We start from the raw sequence: 21,228 nt of genomic DNA on the forward strand, positions 1-21,228 counted from the left end.
TCAGTCCTCCGGGTGTGCCTGGCGGCGGTGGCTGTCCCGGCCGCGCTCGGTGGTGAACTCGCGCGGGCACAGGTCGCACCCGTACATGCCGGTATGACCGGGTGCCTGGTCGCTTGAGTCGCTGCCGGCGAGGGGGACGACGGTCTCCGGCCCCTCCTCGCCGACGAGGGCCAGGGGCACGGCATCCGGCCCGTACGCCTCGGCGGGGACCTCCGGCAGCGCCTCACCAGGCACGGCGTCCCTGTACGGGTGCGTGCCGGGCTGGGCCAGACCCTCCGGGGTAGCGACCCCCAGCAGCTCCCCCGGGGCCGCCCTCCCCTCCTGGGCGTCCTCTGTGGGGGAGACGTAGCGGTGACCGTCGACCAGGGCACCGACGAGGATGTGTTCCGGGGCGTGGACGAACAGGGCGGCCGGGACGGCGAAGGTGTTGATGCCGACCGTGCGCACCTTCGGCTCCTGGGCGGTCGCCCACTGGGCGAAGGCACGCCGCTGCGCCCGGGTGGGCTGGATACGGATGAGGTCAGTCACAGGTCACCACCTGGATCGCGCACACGGTGCACGTCGTGCCGACCACGAACGTCCGCTCGACCAGCACGCGCCGGTCGTTGGTGCGGTAGTTCACCGAGGCGCCGGCCGTGTCCGGGACGGTGTCCACCGGGCCGCGGCGGATGACCAGCGGCCCCGTGATGTAGAGCCACGCAGTACCGGGCTCGGCCGGGATGTTCCCCGGCCCCGTGTTCAGCGCGGAGTAACCGGCGCCGATGATCGCGCAGTTCCCGGCGAGGGTGCGCAGCGCACCGGTCTCCGGGTCCTCCCGCAGCACGTTGCAGCACCCGAGGAGGGCGGCGACACCGGCCGGGACGTGGAGGGTGCCCACGCCGCCGTACGTCTCCGCGAGGCACCCCTCCAGCGCGGCCACGCCCTGGGCCACGCTCACGGGCCCGGCGGCCGGCGTCAGGTCGACCGCGTCCATGGCCAGCTTCGTGCGCCAGAACGCGGCCTCCAGGCCCTGCTGCTCCCCCAGGGCAAGGGAGGCCTCCGCGTGCTCCCGTGCCTCCGCGTACGTCCAGCCGAGGGTCGAGCATTCCGCCCCCGCGTAGACGGTGATCGGGGACGCGTGCTCGGTGACGGGCCGACAGAACTCCTTCTGCGGCGGGGAGCCCGGGGACTCCTCGCCCGGGGACTCCTCCTCGCAGGGGTCCGGCCAGTCCTGGACCGGACAGCAGCCCATCGCGAGCCACTCCACGCCGTTGAGTTCGTGGATGCGGTCCTCGGTGACGTCGTTGACGGTCGTACATGAGGCGCCGAGGATGCCGTGCGGCAGAGGCGTGCCCGGGATGGCCTCGACGTATCTGCGCAGCCCTGCCGGCATCGCGCACCTCCAGTGTGGTCAGGGGCAGTGCCGGGCCCAAGTCAGGTACAGGGGCCCGGCACGCCGTAGGGGGCCGGAGGCGTCAGGCGATCGGGCAGGCCAGGACGGTCTGGCCGCCGGTCTCGCCGGTCGGGCAGACCGGGACGGTGACGACGCGGGTGTCCACGGAGCGGTCCACCAGGGCGATGCATTCCTCGGCGAAGAGGGCCGTGTAATCGTTCGTCACGAACTTGCTGGAGTCGTGGATCACGCCCAGGTTGACCTCCTCGCCACGGCCGATGACCAGCGATCCGGCCGGGTAGATGAGGAAGTTGAGCGTGGCCGGCCAGTCCGTCGCCGGGGTCGGGGCACCGATGTCCGTCGGGACGGCCGGGGACAGGCCGCGCGCCCACTGGATGCGCACCCCGAGCGGCGTGAACAGGTCCTGAATGTCCTGGGTGGACAGGTCCGAGGGGCAGCAGCCGTTCCGGCGCGCGATGTCCGCCAGGAAGAGGTTCCGGCTCCACCAGGGGAACACGACCTCCAGGGCCGTGCTCTCACACAGGCTGTGACGCTCGATCATGTCGGCGGCCTGGAGCGCGACGGCGGCGTAGACCGCCGACAGGGCGCCCATGGACGCGGGGATGACGACCGGGGTCGCGGCGTTCAGGGCCTGCTGGAACAGCACCTGCCGGATGCGGATCTCGTGCGCCACCATGGCGTTGCGCAGGTACCAGCCGATGAGCTCCGGGAAGTGCCTGGCGGTGAGGATGCCCGCCTCCAGGCAGACGCCGACCGCGTCACAGCGGACCTCCACCGGGTCCGGGCAGGGGATCCGGAAACACGGCTTGGTGTTCCCGGCGATGTCGTCGGCCTCGGTGTGCACCCACGTCATCGCGGACACGTCCAGGCTGAGCGGCTTGTAGTAGCGCAGGCCGCCGCGCGCGAGCTGGATCTCCGGGGCGTCCCACAGCATGTCCGGGCAGCTCGTGTCCGTCAGCTCGTACAGCGTCTCCGACGGGGCGCACCAGCCGCCAGACGCGACCAGGTCGCCCTTCGGCAGCCGGTTCTGCGCCGAGGCGGTCATGGCCACGGTGGTGCCCTCGGGCGCCGAGGAGGAGTCCGTGACGATGGTCTCCTGGGGGTACGGGTGCCGGTAGGAGATGACCTGTCCGACGCCGCCCCCGGCGGTCTTGAGCGCGGTCGCGCGGGAGTTGATGCCGCGCACGACGTCGTCGAAGTTGAGGTCACTGCCCGGGGTGTAGCCGGGGACGTCCACGGCGGCCGTGATGTGCGTGGTCGGCGCGGGCGGCGGCGGGAGGACCCGGGGCTGCCGGCGACGGACACCGGAGAGGTCCAGCGCGGGCCGGGTGACGAGGGAACCGGACGCGGTGACGGGCTCCGGCTCCGGGGCGGGCTCGACGGCGGCCGGCTCGACGGCGGCGGGCTCGGTCGGCTCCGTCGGCTCGACGGCGGCGGGCTCTGCCTCCGGCTCGCCTCCGCGGACCTGGGCGGCCAGGGCGTCGATCTCGGCCGCGGCCTGGGTGGCTGCCTCGTGGCGGGCGGCCTGCTCGGCGCGGATGCTCTCCACACCAGCGGCCAGCGTGCGGAGCTGCTCCAGATCGCGGGGGGTGACGACGCTCGACGTGGACCGGGCGTCGAAGGCAGCGACCGCCCCCTCCAGGAGCTCGCCCAGCTCCTCGTCGTTGAGTGCGGTGATGTCTTCGGGAAGCTCGAACGGGTCCATGGGCCGGATCTCCAGTGGTGTGTCACTGAGACCCGGCCCAAAACCAGCAGTCGTCTGCGAGGAATCTTAGCCCGCCGAGGATCCGGCGGGCAGGTGTCAAGCGGCGCGCCCTACTTCACGGTCGCGGGCGCGGCCTTGGCCTTCTCCCGGACGGTGCTGTCCGGGTAGCGCTTGGCGACGGTGTCGGCCGTGGGCTTGGAGGCCGTGGTGAACACGACCTTCCCCGCGCTGCTCACGACCTCGTACTGCTGCTTTTTCTTCTGGCACGCGCACGCCATCAGCTCTGTCCCTTCGTGGTGGTGCCGGCGGCACCGGCGGCGATCTCTTCACGGGCCGGGGCGAGGGCGGCCGTCAGCCGCTCCAGCTCGGCCTGGGCTTCCTCGGCGCGGACGGCCTCACGGTCCGCGAGGGCGCCGGCGAACCGGTCCAGGAACACGGGGCTCACGAGGAGCGCGGCCACGGCTTCCACGACTTCCCCGCCGTCCTGTCCGGACAGGGTGTCCGGGCGGTGTCCGTGCTGGTCAGCAGGGGCGGGCACGGCAGGGGCGGACAGGGTGTCCGGGTGTCCGGGGACAGTGTCCGCAGGGGTGTCCGCGACGGGGGCGGCCGACGCTGCAAGGGCCAGGTTCGAGCGCTCCGCGACGGACGCCAGGAGCCGCGAGGAGTGCCCGGGGACGGGGACGGACAGCACCGCGCGGAGCTGCCACTTACCCCCGGAGCCCTGCCGCATGTGGTAGCTCGGCTGGCAGCCGGTGAACACGGTGCGGTCCCACTCCGCGAGCCACGGGGCGGCGGCGCCGCTGAACCACAGGCCCCGCTCGTTCATGCCGACGGTGACGATGCCGGCGACGGTCCTCGTGTCGTCGAACTGGCAGCTACTGGTCTCGCACTCGGCGCCGTCGCGGTGGTGCCCCACGTTCATCGTGAAGGCGCCCGCGCGCACCATGCTGCCGTCGTCCAGCTTGAAGCGGGCCCGCAGGAAGTGGGTGGTGTCGATCTCGCCCAGGCTCTCGATCGTCAGGTTCTGGCCGGGCATACCCGCGTGCGGTTCGCCGGCCTGGGCCACCCATCCGTAGATGCGGCCGGCCGCGTAGTGCACGCCGCCGCTGTCGGGGGGCAGCTCCTCCTCGGTCGGCTCCTGGAACCAGCCGTAGGGCATGGGCGGAAGGTCCTGCATCGCGGTCCAGGCGGACGCGACGAGCTGGGTGAGCCCTGGGTCCTCTCCGTCTGCTGCGAGGGCGGCAGCCGTGGCCTCGGGGCCTTCCGGGATGGTCGAGGAGCCGACGTACAGGCCGGGGGCGAGGCGCACGAGGCGCCCGGCCTCCACGGCCCGGGACAGGTGGCCGCGCGCGGACTCCATGCTGATGCCCAGGGCGGTCGCGACCTCCCGGGCGCCGACCGGCACGGGGGAGGCGGACACGTAGTCCAGGACCCGCTGGTGTGCCTCGCTCGGCGCAGCGGCGGTGACGGCGGCCGCGGCCTGGTCCTCCTCGTCCTCCAGGGGGTCCAGGACGATGCGGGCGCGGTCGTAGGCGGGCATCGCGACGAGGGTGGCCCCGCGTACCCGGCCCTTCGTGATGCGCAGCAGGAAGTCCCCGCTGCGCTCGCTGTGGACGACGACCCCGCCGTCCGGGTCGTCCGGGTCGCCGGCCGCAGCGCGCAGGACGCCGGTGGTGGTGAACGCGGCGCGCAGCGCGTCGGCGGACACCACGCCGCCGGGGCCGGTGATGAGCTGGACGGCGTGCTGGGCGCGGGACAGGGAACCGGCCGAGGCCGTCCACTCCGGGGCGGTGGAGGCGGTGATCATCCACGCGTCGTCCTGGAGGCGCATCACGCTCATGGACGACAGGGACGCGGCGAGCACGAGGAACCCGTCCTCGTCCTCGGACATGGTGCGGTCCACGAACTCCACGTCGACCGCGTCCAGGTCGACGGACACCCCCAGCGGGGCGCCTTCCTCCAGGAGCATCGCGGCATCCGCTCCGGCCGCGCGGTTGGTGTAGAGCACCCCGGCGCCGGTGATGCGGTCGCCGTCGCGGCCGAAGGTGTCGATGGACCCGGCGAGTTCCGCGCCCTCGTGGCCGAGGAGCATTTCGTCCGCGTACTGGAGGGGCCAGGGGCCGGACTCCCAGTACAGGGAGCCGGGGGAGAAGATCCGGCCGTCGCCGGTCTCCTCGTTCTCGAAGGCGAGGGCGGCGTCATCGGGGGTGGACCAGGAGCGCGTCGGCATCCCGGCGGCCGTGGTCTCGGCGGGTTCCATGGGGGCCTCCGTGGGGCCGATGGGGATATCGGTGTGTTCGCCGGCGAACGCAACGCGCACCCGGTCGAAGGTGATGGGGCCGAGGCGGTCCTCCAGGGCGGCCAGGAGCGCGGGGTCGTCGCTGTATGCGGCGCACACGTGCGGCTGCCATGGGGAGTGCTGGACGGGGATGTCCGGGCCGTGCCGGTCCTCCAGGGCGTACGTGGCGGCCCAGCGGGCGGACTCCAGGCGAGGAGTACCGTCCGGGGCGTCGCGGTCGTCGCCCACGGCCCACACCCATGAGGGGCTGTCGCTGCCGGCGTTCCAGTGGTTGGCGCCGAACGCGCGGGCGTGGATCAGGCCGTCCGCGAGGCCGTGTTCCTGGACCCGGGTGCGGACGTTGGCGATCAGCTCCGCGCGCTGGTCCTCGGTCCAGTCGGCGCCCTCGCCGAGGAAGTACAGCGTCAGGTGCAGCTCGCCGGCCTCCTCCCCGCCATCGAGGGCCAGGCGCGCGGCGTCCTCCTCGGTGGGCATGAGCGCGATCATGGCGCCGGTGTGGTGGCTGCCGTCGGCTGCTGCCGTCACAGGCTGCACGGTGCTCTCCTCGGAATCGAAGGCTTGGCCCCGCTGGGGGTCTGACGGTTCGTAGGCTGCGGCCCGGTCTGCTCTTGCGAGTGCGAGGGCACAGCGGCAGTTGATGACCAGTTCCGGCGGGGCGGTCGGGTCGCCGGGGGCGGCCATGGACACCCCGGCGACGGTGAACGGCTCATCCAGCAGGCGGAGCTGTCCGTTGACGTCGTCGTGGGCGTCCCGTACGCGGGGGTCACGGCGGGTCAGCCACTGCTTGACCAGCGGCCGGTCCGGGCCGGTGAGGGCCTGGGCGGCGGCGAGGGTGGCCATGTTCCAGGCCCGTGCGCTCTCCGTACGGGCGATGCGCTCCTCGCGTGCCTCCCCGAGCTGCGCCCCTTCGCGGGCGAACGCGGCCCGCAGCCGCGCGCGGAGCTGCTCGACGTCCTCGCCGTCGGTCACCCCGGCGGCCAGTTCCTCGACCGCCACGGCGGCCAGGCGCTCCCCGACGGCGCGCAACAGGTGCTCCGTGGACTCCACGTAGTCCCCGAGCTGCGCCGGGAGGGTGTCGTCCTCGTACCGGGCGGGGAGGTCGTCCCAGCCGTCCGGCAGGGGCACGTCGACGTCCTCGGCCGCCCGGGTCGCTGCGGTCTCCGCGACGCCGAGGAGGCGGCGCACCAGGCGCGGCACCCGCGCGGACCACATGGAGGCGATACGGGAGACGGAGAACCGCGCGGCCACCAGCTCGGTCGCGGCGTCCAGGGCGGTCGCGTACTCCGTGGCCACCTCGGCGAGGACGTCGGCCACCTCCTGGGCGACGTCCTCCTCCGCGGCTTCCAGGGCGCGCTGCAGGGCCTCATCCACGGGGAGCCTGTTTGTAAGGACTTCTTTGGGGACCAGTGTTCGGAGTTCTTTTGGCCCCAGCGGTGGGTCGTAGGGGGCGTGCGGGAGGGTGCTTCACGCCCCTGCGGCAAGTTGTTTTGGCCCCACTTCGATCGGGTGGTTTCGCTAGCCGGGGGTGGGGTGGTGGGCGGTAGTTTTGGGGTCTCGGACAGGCTTCGAAATCGCGCCCCCGACAGGTGCGGGAGTCTGCCGACCCGACTCGGCTCAGGTCGTGGGCATCCCAGTGCTCGCGGCGTCTGGATGAGATCGGGCAATGGACCGGCCGGCACTGGGACCTCGCGGCCGGGCCCAATATGGCTGCGGCCGGCACCCCGAAGGGGTCGCCGGCCGCAGTGTTGTGACGGTCAGGTCAGCGACGTCGCTTCTTCTGAGTCTGGGCGAACCGGTAGGAGTCCGTGCCGGTCTCGACGATGTGGGCGTTGAAGGTGACGCGGTCGACGATCGCGGTGCAGAGCCGGGGGTCGGTGAAGGTCTGCTTCCACTCCGAGAACGGGGCGTTGGAGGCGACGGCGATCGCGCCCCGTTCCTCACGCTCGGTGAAGATCTGGAACAACAGCTTCGCTCCGGCCTTGTCCAGGTCGAGGTAGCCGAACTCGTCCAGGCAGAGGAGATCGACGCGTCCGTAGCGGGCGATCGTGCGGGCGAGTTTCTTCTCGTCCGCTGCCTCGGCCAGCTCGTTGACCAGGTTCACCGTGGTCGTGTAGCGGACGCGCAGACCGGCTTCCGCGATGGCGGTGCCGATCCCGATCAGCAGGTGGGACTTGCCGGTGCCGCTGTCGCCGATCAGGCAGAGCGGCTGGCCGGCCTTGACCCAGGCGGGATCGGCGAGGGTGCCCAGCAACTCGGGGGTGACGTTCGGGTTCTCCGCGAAGTCGAAGTCCTCGAGCCGCTTGGGCCGGGGGAAGTTCGCGTCCCTGACCAGCCGCTGCTTGCGGCGTTCTTCCCGCTCCGCGCATTCAGCTTCCAACAGGTCCGCCAGGAAGTCTTTGTAACTGGCCCGCTCGCGGGCCGCGGCGGCGGTGATCTCCTCGACTCGGCTGCGGATGGTGGGCAGGTGCAGAGCCCGGCAGGCCTCGTCGATGACCGTTTCGACCGCCCCTTCGGCTGCGGCGTCTCTGCGGGCCGGGGGAACGAGCCCGTTCGTGGAAACGGTGGGAGTACTCATGCGGTGCCTTTCGGATGGCGGCGGGACAAGAGCTGGTCGTAGGGGGCCACCGAGGGCAGGGGACGCTTGTCCTCGGGAAGCTGTGCCCGGCGGGCGGTCAGGGAGACGACTCCGCTGGGCTCGGCCCAGGGCGGCGGATCATCGCTGTCGTCGGTCGAGTCCTCGTGCGGGGAGGCATCGGCGACGGCCCTGCGGGCCTCGACGGCCACCACCTCGGCGTTGATGGAGCCCGCTCTGATCGCGGCCGCCAGGCCCAGCTGGATGGCGGGGGCGGGCATCCGCCGGTGCAGCAGCAGGACCTCGATCAGAGCACGGGTCCCGGCGGCGTCCCCGTGGCTGGTGCGGGCCGCCGCCCAGAACGCTTCGTGGACCTCGGTGAACGTGCCGTTCTCCCGGGCGGCTGCCAGCGCGGTCGACCCGGCCATCGCGCCGGGCTTGACCATCAGGATCTCCAGGTAGTGGTCGAGCTCGTCGCGGAACTCGCCCCGCCGGGTCAGACGCGGGTGACGGGCGACGATCTTGCGGCGTTCGAAGACCAGCAGTTCGTTGCCCCGCAGCAGGACCCGCACGTTCTGGCCGATGAAGCGGGCCGGCACCGAGTAGTGGCACTGGCGGACGCTGATCCGGCTGGAACGGTCCACTTTCGGAGTCAGCGTGATGCCGCACTCGAACTCCCCCCAGGGGAGCGGGGCCAGCGAGTCGGCCTCGCTCACGAAGTTGAAGCCGATCGTCGTCAGCCTGCCCTGGAGCATCCGGTCGTCCTCCGCCGCGTCGATCGCGGCGATCTTCTCGTTCAGCTCCTCGAGCGAGGCGACTTCCGGAACGGGGACCAAGTGGGTGCGGCGGAACCGCCCTCCCTCCTGTTCCACGCCGCCCTTCTCGTGGGCGCCGTCCTGGCCCGGGATGCAATAGAAGGCATCGAAGCCGTAGTGCGCCCGGAAGGTGACCCATCGCTCGGACTCCACCCGGCTGCGGCCCGTGCAGATGCGGTTCACGGCCGGTTTCAGGTTGTCGTAACGGATGTGCCGGACCGGGACGCCGCCCAGCGTGTTGAACGCCTCGACGTGGCCCTGCATGAACGACTCCTGGGCCTGCGAGGCGAACACGCGGTGGACGGCCTTGCCCGAGTACGACAGCCGCAGCGTGAACAGGTGGCACTTGGTCACGGTGCCCGCGAGCCGCACCCACACGTCCGCGAAGTCCACCTCGGCTTCCTCGCCGGGGAGATGGACCTGCGGGACCATCCCCGCCAGATGCCGGTGCCCTTCCCGGGCCTCGGTCTCGATCTCCGGCCGGCGGACCGCGACGTAGTCACTGACTGTCGAATACGACACCTCGTCGAAGCCGTGTTCCTGCGCGAGACGCTGGTGGATCCGCCGGGCCGTGTGCTTCTGCTTCCGCGGCGCGGTCAGATCCTCCCGCAGCATCTCGTCGATCCAGCCCTTGGCCGGGTCCAAGACCGATCTGCGGACCACGGGTTCCTTGCGCGGAGGCGGGACGGCCGACTCCAGCGCCTGCCGCACGGTCCTTCGGTGCACCCCGTACTTCTCCGCCAGAGCACGTTGCGACAGACCCGCATCGAGACGCCTGTCCCGACGGATCGCAGCGAACAGTTCAACGCGCGACAAACCCACCCCGGCCTCCCGACACGACCGTGACCACAACACGGCCTCCGACAGACCGTGATCGACGGACACACCCTGACGGCGGACAGCGGATGGAGCACCGCATTCACTCCAAAGAGGGCACGGCGCCACCAAGCACCGGCGAGTGGAGCCAGATCAACTTCTTACGTCAGTGGGGCCACTTCACCCTCCCGCGCTGGAGCCCAAAGAAGCCCTTACAAACACCTGTTTGTAAGGACTTCTTTGGGGACCAGTGTTCGGAGTTCTTTTGGCCCCAGCGGTGGGTCGTAGGGGGCGTGCGGGAGGGTGCTTCACGCCCCTGCGGCAAGTTGTTTTGGCCCCACTTCGATCGGGTGGTTTCGCTAGCCGGGGGTGGGGTGGTGGGCGGTAGTTTTGGGGTCTCGGACAGGCTTCGAAATCGCGCCCCCGACAGGTGCGGGAGTCTGCCGACCCGACTCGGCTCAGGTCGTGGGCATCCCAGTGCTCGCGGCGTCTGGATGAGATCGGGCAATGGACCGGCCGGCACTGGGACCTCGCGGCCGGGCCCAATATGGCTGCGGCCGGCACCCCGAAGGGGTGCCGGCCGCAGTGTTGTGACGGTCAGGTCAGCGACGTCGCTTCTTCTGAGTCTGGGCGAACCGGTAGGAGTCCGTGCCGGTCTCGACGATGTGGGCGTTGAAGGTGACGCGGTCGACGATCGCGGTGCAGAGCCGGGGGTCGGTGAAGGTCTGCTTCCACTCCGAGAACGGGGCGTTGGAGGCGACGGCGATCGCGCCCCGTTCCTCACGCTCGGTGAAGATCTGGAACAACAGCTTCGCTCCGGCCTTGTCCAGGTCGAGGTAGCCGAACTCGTCCAGGCAGAGGAGATCGACGCGTCCGTAGCGGGCGATCGTGCGGGCGAGTTTCTTCTCGTCCGCTGCCTCGGCCAGCTCGTTGACCAGGTTCACCGTGGTCGTGTAGCGGACGCGCAGACCGGCTTCCGCGATGGCGGTGCCGATCCCGATCAGCAGGTGGGACTTGCCGGTGCCGCTGTCGCCGATCAGGCAGAGCGGCTGGCCGGCCTTGACCCAGGCGGGATCGGCGAGGGTGCCCAGCAACTCGGGGGTGACGTTCGGGTTCTCCGCGAAGTCGAAGTCCTCGAGCCGCTTGGGCCGGGGGAAGTTCGCGTCCCTGACCAGCCGCTGCTTGCGGCGTTCTTCCCGCTCCGCGCATTCAGCTTCCAACAGGTCCGCCAGGAAGTCTTTGTAACTGGCCCGCTCGCGGGCCGCGGCGGCGGTGATCTCCTCGACTCGGCTGCGGATGGTGGGCAGGTGCAGAGCCCGGCAGGCCTCGTCGATGACCGTTTCGACCGCCCCTTCGGCTGCGGCGTCTCTGCGGGCCGGGGGAACGAGCCCGTTCGTGGAAACGGTGGGAGTACTCATGCGGTGCCTTTCGGATGGCGGCGGGACAAGAGCTGGTCGTAGGGGGCCACCGAGGGCAGGGGACGCTTGTCCTCGGGAAGCTGTGCCCGGCGGGCGGTCAGGGAGACGACTCCGCTGGGCTCGGCCCAGGGCGGCGGATCATCGCTGTCGTCGGTCGAGTCCTCGTGCGGGGAGGCATCGGCGACGGCCCTGCGGGCCTCGACGGCCACCACCTCGGCGTTGATGGAGCCCGCTCTGATCGCGGCCGCCAGGCCCAGCTGGATGGCGGGGGCGGGCATCCGCCGGTGCAGCAGCAGGACCTCGATCAGAGCACGGGTCCCGGCGGCGTCCCCGTGGCTGGTGCGGGCCGCCGCCCAGAACGCTTCGTGGACCTCGGTGAACGTGCCGTTCTCCCGGGCGGCTGCCAGCGCGGTCGACCCGGCCATCGCGCCGGGCTTGACCATCAGGATCTCCAGGTAGTGGTCGAGCTCGTCGCGGAACTCGCCCCGCCGGGTCAGACGCGGGTGACGGGCGACGATCTTGCGGCGTTCGAAGACCAGCAGTTCGTTGCCCCGCAGCAGGACCCGCACGTTCTGGCCGATGAAGCGGGCCGGCACCGAGTAGTGGCACTGGCGGACGCTGATCCGGCTGGAACGGTCCACTTTCGGAGTCAGCGTGATGCCGCACTCGAACTCCCCCCAGGGGAGCGGGGCCAGCGAGTCGGCCTCGCTCACGAAGTTGAAGCCGATCGTCGTCAGCCTGCCCTGGAGCATCCGGTCGTCCTCCGCCGCGTCGATCGCGGCGATCTTCTCGTTCAGCTCCTCGAGCGAGGCGACTTCCGGAACGGGGACCAAGTGGGTGCGGCGGAACCGCCCTCCCTCCTGTTCCACGCCGCCCTTCTCGTGGGCGCCGTCCTGGCCCGGGATGCAATAGAAGGCATCGAAGCCGTAGTGCGCCCGGAAGGTGACCCATCGCTCGGACTCCACCCGGCTGCGGCCCGTGCAGATGCGGTTCACGGCCGGTTTCAGGTTGTCGTAACGGATGTGCCGGACCGGGACGCCGCCCAGCGTGTTGAACGCCTCGACGTGGCCCTGCATGAACGACTCCTGGGCCTGCGAGGCGAACACGCGGTGGACGGCCTTGCCCGAGTACGACAGCCGCAGCGTGAACAGGTGGCACTTGGTCACGGTGCCCGCGAGCCGCACCCACACGTCCGCGAAGTCCACCTCGGCTTCCTCGCCGGGGAGATGGACCTGCGGGACCATCCCCGCCAGATGCCGGTGCCCTTCCCGGGCCTCGGTCTCGATCTCCGGCCGGCGGACCGCGACGTAGTCACTGACTGTCGAATACGACACCTCGTCGAAGCCGTGTTCCTGCGCGAGACGCTGGTGGATCCGCCGGGCCGTGTGCTTCTGCTTCCGCGGCGCGGTCAGATCCTCCCGCAGCATCTCGTCGATCCAGCCCTTGGCCGGGTCCAAGACCGATCTGCGGACCACGGGTTCCTTGCGCGGAGGCGGGACGGCCGACTCCAGCGCCTGCCGCACGGTCCTTCGGTGCACCCCGTACTTCTCCGCCAGAGCACGTTGCGACAGACCCGCATCGAGACGCCTGTCCCGACGGATCGCAGCGAACAGTTCAACGCGCGACAAACCCACCCCGGCCTCCCGACACGACCGTGACCACAACACGGCCTCCGACAGACCGTGATCGACGGACACACCCTGACGGCGGACAGCGGATGGAGCACCGCATTCACTCCAAAGAGGGCACGGCGCCACCAAGCACCGGCGAGTGGAGCCAGATCAACTTCTTACGTCAGTGGGGCCACTTCACCCTCCCGCGCTGGAGCCCAAAGAAGCCCTTACAAACAGGGAGCCTCCGGGGGCAGGTTGGGGCAGGGGCCGGGGACGGGGCCGAGGTAGACGGTCGCCGGCCCTCGCGTCGTGAAGGGCGAGGGCGGGCCGTTGAGCGTCACGCTCGTGATGCCGGGCACCCGGTCCAGGCGCACGGTGCGCAGTCCCTCGCAGTCCGGGCACAGGTCGATGTGGTGGATGCAGTCAGCCACCGGGCACCTCCGCAGGGCGGTAGAAACCGATCGGGTCCAGCTCGACCTGCCGGTCTCCCACGACGAGGACGGGGGTGACGAGCACCCCGGCGTCCTGGTCGGCCGGGGCGGCGGCGAGGGCCTGGGCGGCGTCCCGCTGGATCTGGAGCATGAACTCGCGGATGAACTCGGAGGGGTCAAACACGGGCGCTCCCGGGCCGGTCGGCCGGGTCCTCGCAGATCTCGCACCAGGACCAGGTGCCGATGGTGGACACCCCGCCGGGGGCGAGGAGCAGCAGGGGGCCGGCGAGGCGGGTGTATGTGTTTGTAAGGGCTTCTTTGGGCTCCAGCGCGGGAGGGTGAAGTGGCCCCACTGACGTAAGAAGTTGATCTGGCTCCACTCGCCGGTGCTTGGTGGCGCCGTGCCCTCTTTGGAGTGAATGCGGTGCTCCATCCGCTGTCCGCCGTCAGGGTGTGTCCGTCGATCACGGTCTGTCGGAGGCCGTGTTGTGGTCACGGTCGTGTCGGGAGGCCGGGGTGGGTTTGTCGCGCGTTGAACTGTTCGCTGCGATCCGTCGGGACAGGCGTCTCGATGCGGGTCTGTCGCAACGTGCTCTGGCGGAGAAGTACGGGGTGCACCGAAGGACCGTGCGGCAGGCGCTGGAGTCGGCCGTCCCGCCTCCGCGCAAGGAACCCGTGGTCCGCAGATCGGTCTTGGACCCGGCCAAGGGCTGGATCGACGAGATGCTGCGGGAGGATCTGACCGCGCCGCGGAAGCAGAAGCACACGGCCCGGCGGATCCACCAGCGTCTCGCGCAGGAACACGGCTTCGACGAGGTGTCGTATTCGACAGTCAGTGACTACGTCGCGGTCCGCCGGCCGGAGATCGAGACCGAGGCCCGGGAAGGGCACCGGCATCTGGCGGGGATGGTCCCGCAGGTCCATCTCCCCGGCGAGGAAGCCGAGGTGGACTTCGCGGACGTGTGGGTGCGGCTCGCGGGCACCGTGACCAAGTGCCACCTGTTCACGCTGCGGCTGTCGTACTCGGGCAAGGCCGTCCACCGCGTGTTCGCCTCGCAGGCCCAGGAGTCGTTCATGCAGGGCCACGTCGAGGCGTTCAACACGCTGGGCGGCGTCCCGGTCCGGCACATCCGTTACGACAACCTGAAACCGGCCGTGAACCGCATCTGCACGGGCCGCAGCCGGGTGGAGTCCGAGCGATGGGTCACCTTCCGGGCGCACTACGGCTTCGATGCCTTCTATTGCATCCCGGGCCAGGACGGCGCCCACGAGAAGGGCGGCGTGGAACAGGAGGGAGGGCGGTTCCGCCGCACCCACTTGGTCCCCGTTCCGGAAGTCGCCTCGCTCGAGGAGCTGAACGAGAAGATCGCCGCGATCGACGCGGCGGAGGACGACCGGATGCTCCAGGGCAGGCTGACGACGATCGGCTTCAACTTCGTGAGCGAGGCCGACTCGCTGGCCCCGCTCCCCTGGGGGAGTTCGAGTGCGGCATCACGCTGACTCCGAAAGTGGACCGTTCCAGCCGGATCAGCGTCCGCCAGTGCCACTACTCGGTGCCGGCCCGCTTCATCGGCCAGAACGTGCGGGTCCTGCTGCGGGGCAACGAACTGCTGGTCTTCGAACGCCGCAAGATCGTCGCCCGTCACCCGCGTCTGACCCGGCGGGGCGAGTTCCGCGACGAGCTCGACCACTACCTGGAGATCCTGATGGTCAAGCCCGGCGCGATGGCCGGGTCGACCGCGCTGGCAGCCGCCCGGGAGAACGGCACGTTCACCGAGGTCCACGAAGCGTTCTGGGCGGCGGCCCGCACCAGCCACGGGGACGCCGCCGGGACCCGTGCTCTGATCGAGGTCCTGCTGCTGCACCGGCGGATGCCCGCCCCCGCCATCCAGCTGGGCCTGGCGGCCGCGATCAGAGCGGGCTCCATCAACGCCGAGGTGGTGGCCGTCGAGGCCCGCAGGGCCGTCGCCGATGCCTCCCCGCACGAGGACTCGACCGACGACAGCGATGATCCGCCGCCCTGGGCCGAGCCCAGCGGAGTCGTCTCCCTGACCGCCCGCCGGGCACAGCTTCCCGAGGACAAGCGTCCCCTGCCCTCGGTGGCCCCCTACGACCAGCTCTTGTCCCGCCGCCATCCGAAAGGCACCGCATGAGTACTCCCACCGTTTCCACGAACGGGCTCGTTCCCCCGGCCCGCAGAGACGCCGCAGCCGAAGGGGCGGTCGAAACGGTCATCGACGAGGCCTGCCGGGCTCTGCACCTGCCCACCATCCGCAGCCGAGTCGAGGAGATCACCGCCGCCGCGGCCCGCGAGCGGGCCAGTTACAAAGACTTCCTGGCGGACCTGTTGGAAGCTGAATGCGCGGAGCGGGAAGAACGCCGCAAGCAGCGGCTGGTCAGGGACGCGAACTTCCCCCGGCCCAAGCGGCTCGAGGACTTCGACTTCGCGGAGAACCCGAACGTCACCCCCGAGTTGCTGGGCACCCTCGCCGATCCCGCCTGGGTCAAGGCCGGCCAGCCGCTCTGCCTGATCGGCGACAGCGGCACCGGCAAGTCCCACCTGCTGATCGGGATCGGCACCGCCATCGCGGAAGCCGGTCTGCGCGTCCGCTACACGACCACGGTGAACCTGGTCAACGAGCTGGCCGAGGCAGCGGACGAGAAGAAACTCGCCCGCACGATCGCCCGCTACGGACGCGTCGATCTCCTCTGCCTGGACGAGTTCGGCTACCTCGACCTGGACAAGGCCGGAGCGAAGCTGTTGTTCCAGATCTTCACCGAGCGTGAGGAACGGGGCGCGATCGCCGTCGCCTCCAACGCCCCGTTCTCGGAGTGGAAGCAGACCTTCACCGACCCCCGGCTCTGCACCGCGATCGTCGACCGCGTCACCTTCAACGCCCACATCGTCGAGACCGGCACGGACTCCTACCGGTTCGCCCAGACTCAGAAGAAGCGACGTCGCTGACCTGACCGTCACAACACTGCGGCCGGCACCCCTTCGGGGTGCCGGCCGCAGCCATATTGGGCCCGGCCGCGAGGTCCCAGTGCCGGCCGGTCCATTGCCCGATCTCATCCAGACGCCGCGAGCACTGGGATGCCCACGACCTGAGCCGAGTCGGGTCGGCAGACTCCCGCACCTGTCGGGGGCGCGATTTCGAAGCCTGTCCGAGACCCCAAAACTACCGCCCACCACCCCACCCCCGGCTAGCGAAACCACCCGATCGAAGTGGGGCCAAAACAACTTGCCGCAGGGGCGTGAAGCACCCTCCCGCACGCCCCCTACGACCCACCGCTGGGGCCAAAAGAACTCCGAACACTGGTCCCCAAAGAAGTCCTTACAAACAGGTGTATGCCTTGCACGCCGTGCACCACTCCTCTGCGGGGGTGCCGGTGGACACGACCAGGGTCATGGCCGTGTACGGGGCGCCTGCCGGTTTACGCGGGCTCATACGGCTGCCTGGAGCGTGCACCGGCCGATCGCTGCCGGGACCACGTCGAAGGTGTGGACGACGCCGGCCGCGATCAGCTCCCGGCAGTAGTCGTCCAGGCTCGCGGTCAGGCAGGCGGGGTCCAGGCCGTAGCGGGTGGCGATCTCCGGGACGCGGGACCATGCCCCGTCCAGCAGGCGCCACTGGTCGACCTGTTCGCTCGTGACGGGGACCTGGGTGTGGATGCGGTCCAGGTCGATGCCCTGGACGCGGGCCCGGTTGGAGCGCGGGCAGGCCGGGGAGTTCTTCATCTTCCGGCCTGCCGCCGACAGCGCGGCCCAGATCAGGGCGTCGGCGGCGGCCACGATGCCGTCCGGCACGGGGGCGAGGGTGGCAGCGGCCGGGAGGGTGTCCGGCTCGTCGGTCGTCTCGTCCACGGGCAGGTCGTCGGTGCTGGGCGTGTCCTCGCCTCCCTGGTCCTGGTCCTGGTCGCGGTCGCGGCGTTCGGTGGCGTCGGGGGCGTCGGACTCCTCGAACCCGGTCTCCCGGCGCAGGGCCTTCGCGCTGATCGCGCCGAGGTCGAACAGGCGCAGCGCGGTCTCAGACCGGTTGGTGCGTACGCGCAGGGGCGAGGAGTCCGCGAAGATGGACCACTCGTCGGGGTCGGTGACCTTGTTCTCCAGCAGGGGGCGTAGCCAGCCCTCGGTGTAGGCGTGGGTCACGACCTTGGCCCGGGGCTCGATGCCCAGGCGAATCGCTTCTTCGGTGAGGCCCCAGACGCCCCAGTGGTTGACGTCGCCCAGGCCGAGCAGGAACTCCGCCGGGATGTCGGCGGCCGTGGCGAAGCGGCGGATGTTCTCCTCGCGGAGCTTGATCGCCAACTCGTCGAAGTCGCTCTCGAAGGTGAGGCGCTGGATCGCGCCGACCATCTCCGCCGGCACCTCCAGGATGATCGGCACCGTGGCGGCGGCGCTGGACGGGTCACGGATCGCGGTCTCCGCGACCTCCATGAACACGTCGATCAGGTCGTCCTCTTCCGACCCCTGGACGGGCGTGCTGGGGAACCTCGTGCCTTTCGGCACGATGAGGATGCCGCGGCCGGTGAGGCGGGACAGGGTGACCGCGCGGACGGCGGCGCCGAGGAGGCGCAGCTCCTCCAGCTCGTTGAGGCTGCCCAGGACGGGGCTGTCGGCCTCCAGGTGCTTTTCCGGGCTGGGATCCCATACCCGGATCGCCACGGGGTCCAGGGAGTTCGCGGTGTCCGGGGCGGCGTCGTCCTCGGCCGGGGGGATGGCGACGGGCTGGCCGTCGATCTGGGCCTCCATGCCCTTGCCCTTGCCGGTCATCTCCAGGACGGACACGACATGCCAGGAGGGCAAGGCGTTCTCACGGGGCCGGATGACGGTCCAGCCCTCGCCCGCGACGGCGAGGTGCCGGCCGTACTCCCGAAGGAGCTGGGATTGTCCGTCCCGGCCCCCGGCGATCTCAGCGACGATGCCCGCAGCCGGGTGGTTGTCCGGGGCCTTGATGATGCTGTCGCCCGGCCCGATGCGGCCCGCGTACAGGCGCAGGCCGCTCATCGCGTTGCCGATCCAGTTCGCGAAGGACCGGACCTCGGGGGTGCGGTAGAAGGACCACGCCTGCTCCTGGCGGGCCCGTGAGGGGTTCTGCGCGCTGGTCTTCGCGGTGCGCTGGGTGTAGCGGGCGGCGGCAGCCGTGATGACGCGGTGCTGCTTGGCCATCAGCCCACCCGGCCCAGGGTGTCGTCCACGCGGTTGAGGAACACGGCGGCCCCGGCGACCGCGAACCACTCGACGCCGTGGAGCAGCAGCGGCAGGCCGGCGAACTGGTCGGTGAGCAGCAGGTAGGCGGCCAGGAGCGCGCCGGAGATCCACCAGCCCATGCAGTAGACGCAGGAGATCAGCGACACCACGGCCGAGCGGACCGAGGAGTCGGGGCGCTGCTCGTGCCAGGCGTGGATGCGGTCGCGGACGGGGTCGAGGATGGTGTCGTGGACGGCGAGCTGTGTCGCGCGGTACCCGGCGAAGCCGAGTAGGGCGAGTTCGGTAAGAGTGATCATGGTCGCCCCCTGGCGGAACACGGGCCTCCGGATGGTCGGCGGAGCATGATAGAGCACGCGCCGACGGGCGCCCCTGGGCTCAAACACGCTGGTCAGCACGGCAATTCAGATCATGGGCGGGCGGTAGGGTGCCGCTCCTGGGGAGGCCGCGGCTATGCCGATGCAGCGTCCGGACGGCGCAGGGTCACGCAACCTGTAGGCGCGGCGCTCCCCGGGCCCGGAGGTGCGGCCGGGTGCGCGGGCCCTCGGGGATGACTCCCCCCGGGGGCCCTGCCACGTCCAGGAGCCCCCGCGAACACGCCCCTTGCGCCACGGTGCGCCGACCAAAGCCCTGTCCCCGCAGGGGCCGGCGCTCGTACCGTGACGGTATGTCTGATCTTCCGGACCTGGACAGCGGCGAGCACCTGTCCACGGTGGAGCTGGAGACCGACGAGGGCCGGGAGGCCGTGATCTACGGCCCCGGCCCCGGGTTCGAGGTGGTCGGGGTGGTGTTCATACCGGCCGCGCTGCTGGACGAGGAGTCCTAGCGGCGACCAGGGGCACCGGGGCGGCCGGCGCCTTGCCCGCCGCCGAGGCTGCGCCCGTACCGGGACGCCGAGGTCGTCCGGCCAGTGCGCTGCGCGGGCGACTGGATCGAGGAGTACGCGAGGTTCTCGGCCCACATGGCCATCACGACCGTGTCGCCCCGGTCCGGGGAGCGGCCCAGGCGCGCGACGACGTCCTCCTTCGGCTCCACCTTGATCTTCGGCGGCACTCCGGTGGTGACGTCCCATGTGGGGGTGGTGAGGTCGGAGAGCAGCAGGTCGTCCGGCGGCAGCATCAGCTCCGCGCCGAACGCGGGGTCGAGGAGTTCCCTCACCCGCCAGTACGCCGCGCTGCGCACGTTCGTGAACCCCCACTCCCCATCACGGGTCCTTTGGCGCGTCTTCGCGGCCCCGGTGTAGGCGAGGACGGGCAAGCCGAGTTCCCGGAGGCGGTCCACCACGCCGCCGCCGACGCCGATGGAGTCGACCACCGGCACCATCCCGGCCGCGGCCTCCTCCTCGCCTTCCGCGTCCTGGCCCTGGCCGGTCAGGGCGGCCTGGACGCGGGCGGTGGTCTGCATGGTGTCCTGCCGGTCGTACGCGACCAGCTCCGCGATATGGAGGCCGGTGCGGCGGGCGAACACGGTGGAGTCCCCACCGGAGCGGGCGACGTCCACGCTGAGGATGCGCCGGCCGTCCACGGGCGGGCGCCCGGCCGCGTCCCATGCCTGCCAGCGCTCGACGGCAGCCTCCACCCACGCGAGGGGGATGACGCTGTCCTCGTCGGCCGCCCGGAACTCCCCCAGCACACGGTTCGCGTACAGGGCGGAGTCCTGGCCCCACTGGCGGGCGCGCTGCCGGGCCCAGTCCTCGCTGATACGGCCGGCGGCGATCGCCTCCTCCAGCGTGACGTGCCGGGTGTACCAGTCCTCCAGGCCGGGGGCGCGGCGGTGGATGTCGTAGAACCGGCCCGTCGTGGGGCCGGGGGTGGAGATGGCCAGGGCGAACGCCTCGGGGAAGCCCTCCATGCGTCCGCCGGAGAACGCGCCCTCGATCGCGTCCCACGTGGCGTCCGGGACGATCTTGGCCTCGTCAATCAGGTACAGCAGGGAGTCCGCGTGCGCGCCCTCGATCAGCTCCGCCTTGTTCGAGGCGACCGGCGAGGCCGCGCCGTGCTCCAGCTTGAGGTTCTGGGTCAGCAGCTCGGACAGGTCGGAGAACGGCGCCCGCCCGAGGACGTCCCAGCGGATACGGCGGGCCCACTTGTGGATCTCCGGCCACAGGTAGACGGACAGGTGACGCCACGCGGACGCGGTGGTGAGGACCTTCCAGTCCACCCCGGCCGCGTCCCTCGTCGTCGCGAACCACAGCACCACCATGGACGCCATGCCGGTCTTGCCCAGGCCGTGAGGACCGCGCGCAGCGACGCGCCGGTACCGGGCGAGCGCGCCCATGATGTCGCCCTGGTACGCGGTGATGCCCTCCTGGCCCTGCCAGTCGATGACCTCCCGGGCCCAGGCGTCCGGCCGGTACATGTACCGCTCCTGTGCCTGGACGCGGCGCTCCAGGGCGGCGAGGTGGGGGCGCAGCTCAGCCGGCGCCCCCCGCGCGAGCCGGAGCCGGTCCGCGCGGGAGAGCTGCCTGTATGCCGCCTCCGCGTCACGCGTCAGCATCGAGATCGTCCCCCGCCGGGGCGTTGCGGATGATCTCCATCAGGTCCTCGGCGGTGACCTGCCCGGTGACGTCCAGGTCCAGGCGGTCCGGCTCGGCGAGGCCGTACAGCTTGACCACGCGGTCCGTGAGCCGGGCGGCCGTCTCCACGGCCTTGAGGTCGCCCTTCAACGCCTTGGGCCACACGGCGGCCAGGAGCCGCTGGTAGCGGCGTGCCTGGACCTCCCGCAGCGTCCCGGCCTCCTTCTTGAGGTCCGCGAGGTTGGCGGTCAGGGCCCGGGTCACGTCGGTGTGCGCCGCGCCCCTGGACGCGTAGCCCAGGCGCTCCGCGATCGTCTCGTAGTCCAGTCCGGCCAGGACCATCTGGATCGCGTTCTTGCGGCGCTCCGCGACCTCGGCCCTCTTCGCCTTGCTCGCGCTCATCCGGGGGCCTCCGTTCGCACGTCGCTATTGGTTCGCACGT

General features: G+C 71.0%; 17 protein-coding genes and 1 pseudogene. 3 read left to right on the forward strand and 15 right to left on the reverse strand.

From position 1 onward, the window contains the following. From OG332_RS23955 to OG332_RS24005, 11 genes are all read right to left on the reverse strand, one after another. Positions 1-528: a hypothetical protein gene (locus OG332_RS23955; protein WP_327415401.1), complete on the reverse strand. Its 528-nt coding sequence runs from the start codon at positions 526-528 to the stop codon at positions 1-3. Then, complete coding sequence (locus OG332_RS23960; RefSeq protein WP_327415402.1) at positions 521-1,372, reverse strand: cupin; 852 nt, start codon at positions 1,370-1,372, stop codon at positions 521-523. Before OG332_RS23960 ends, OG332_RS23955 begins: the two co-directional genes overlap by 8 nt. A gap of 82 nt (positions 1,373-1,454) precedes the next feature. Continuing rightward, positions 1,455-3,098 carry a major capsid protein gene (locus OG332_RS23965; protein ID WP_327415403.1) on the reverse strand — a complete coding sequence of 548 codons (1,644 nt, stop codon included), beginning with the start codon at positions 3,096-3,098 and terminating at the stop codon, positions 1,455-1,457. Positions 3,099-3,208: 110 nt separating this feature from the next. Continuing rightward, entirely contained in the window at positions 3,209-3,376 is a 168-nt protein-coding gene (locus tag OG332_RS23970; protein WP_327415404.1) for a hypothetical protein, read from the reverse strand. Continuing rightward, positions 3,376-6,768, reverse strand: a complete 3,393-nt coding sequence (locus OG332_RS23975) for a phage minor head protein (protein WP_327415405.1) — start codon at positions 6,766-6,768, stop codon at positions 3,376-3,378. Before OG332_RS23975 ends, OG332_RS23970 begins: the two co-directional genes overlap by 1 nt. Before the next feature lie 388 nt (positions 6,769-7,156). Further along, a complete protein-coding gene (gene istB, locus OG332_RS23980) occupies positions 7,157-7,972 on the reverse strand; it encodes an IS21-like element helper ATPase IstB (protein WP_327411501.1) in 816 nt (271 codons plus the stop codon). Further along, on the reverse strand, positions 7,969-9,600 hold the full coding sequence (gene istA, locus OG332_RS23985; protein WP_327419057.1) for an IS21 family transposase: 1,632 nt from the start codon (positions 9,598-9,600) through the stop codon (positions 7,969-7,971). Before istA (OG332_RS23985) ends, istB (OG332_RS23980) begins: the two co-directional genes overlap by 4 nt. A 602-nt stretch (positions 9,601-10,202) precedes the next feature. Continuing rightward, a complete protein-coding gene (gene istB / locus OG332_RS23990) occupies positions 10,203-11,018 on the reverse strand; it encodes an IS21-like element helper ATPase IstB (RefSeq protein WP_327411501.1) in 816 nt (271 codons plus the stop codon). Further along, positions 11,015-12,646, reverse strand: a complete 1,632-nt coding sequence (istA, locus tag OG332_RS23995; protein ID WP_327419057.1) for an IS21 family transposase — start codon at positions 12,644-12,646, stop codon at positions 11,015-11,017. The genes istB (OG332_RS23990) and istA (OG332_RS23995) overlap by 4 nt, the downstream gene beginning before the upstream one ends. 212 nt (positions 12,647-12,858) lie before the next feature. Next, entirely contained in the window at positions 12,859-13,062 is a 204-nt protein-coding gene (locus tag OG332_RS24000; protein WP_327415406.1) for a hypothetical protein, read from the reverse strand. Next, positions 13,055-13,246 (reverse strand): hypothetical protein, encoded by a 192-nt coding sequence (locus OG332_RS24005; protein ID WP_327415407.1) that lies wholly within the window; start codon positions 13,244-13,246, stop codon positions 13,055-13,057. The genes OG332_RS24000 and OG332_RS24005 overlap by 8 nt, the downstream gene beginning before the upstream one ends. Positions 13,247-13,584: 338 nt before the next feature. On the opposite strand from OG332_RS24005, the pseudogene istA (OG332_RS24010) reads away from it, so the two are divergent. Together istA (OG332_RS24010) and istB (OG332_RS24015) are read left to right on the forward strand one after the other, a co-directional pair. Next, positions 13,585-15,215: pseudogene (gene istA, locus OG332_RS24010) on the forward strand (IS21 family transposase). Then, the gene (gene istB, locus OG332_RS24015) at positions 15,212-16,027 is read left to right on the forward strand and encodes an IS21-like element helper ATPase IstB (protein ID WP_327411501.1); all 816 of its coding nucleotides are present in this window, start codon (positions 15,212-15,214) and stop codon (positions 16,025-16,027) included. Before istA (OG332_RS24010) ends, istB (OG332_RS24015) begins: the two are co-directional and overlap by 4 nt. Before the next feature lie 480 nt (positions 16,028-16,507). Here the strand turns inward: istB (OG332_RS24015) and OG332_RS24020 are convergent, their stop codons facing one another. Together OG332_RS24020 and OG332_RS24025 are read right to left on the reverse strand one after the other, a co-directional pair. Then, a complete protein-coding gene (locus OG332_RS24020) occupies positions 16,508-18,232 on the reverse strand; it encodes a hypothetical protein (protein WP_327415408.1) in 1,725 nt (574 codons plus the stop codon). After that, positions 18,232-18,570: a DUF1360 domain-containing protein gene (locus OG332_RS24025; protein ID WP_327415409.1), complete on the reverse strand. Its 339-nt coding sequence runs from the start codon at positions 18,568-18,570 to the stop codon at positions 18,232-18,234. The genes OG332_RS24020 and OG332_RS24025 overlap by 1 nt, the downstream gene beginning before the upstream one ends. 368 nt (positions 18,571-18,938) lie before the next feature. Between OG332_RS24025 and OG332_RS24030 the strand changes: the two genes are divergently transcribed. After that, positions 18,939-19,097, forward strand: coding sequence for a hypothetical protein (locus tag OG332_RS24030; protein ID WP_327415410.1), 159 nt, complete (start codon positions 18,939-18,941; stop codon positions 19,095-19,097). Here the strand turns inward: OG332_RS24030 and OG332_RS24035 are convergent. Together OG332_RS24035 and OG332_RS24040 are read right to left on the reverse strand one after the other, a co-directional pair. Then, positions 19,094-20,767, reverse strand: a complete 1,674-nt coding sequence (locus OG332_RS24035) for a hypothetical protein (RefSeq protein ID WP_327415411.1) — start codon at positions 20,765-20,767, stop codon at positions 19,094-19,096. The two genes, OG332_RS24030 and OG332_RS24035, sit on opposite strands and share 4 nt — an antisense overlap. Further along, positions 20,754-21,188 carry a hypothetical protein gene (locus OG332_RS24040; RefSeq protein WP_327415412.1) on the reverse strand — a complete coding sequence of 145 codons (435 nt, stop codon included), beginning with the start codon at positions 21,186-21,188 and terminating at the stop codon, positions 20,754-20,756. Before OG332_RS24040 ends, OG332_RS24035 begins: the two co-directional genes overlap by 14 nt. Positions 21,189-21,228: the final 40 nt, after the last annotated feature.

Source organism: Streptomyces sp. NBC_01233 (assembly GCF_035989305.1).
Classification (GTDB): Bacteria; Actinomycetota; Actinomycetes; order Streptomycetales; family Streptomycetaceae; genus Streptomyces.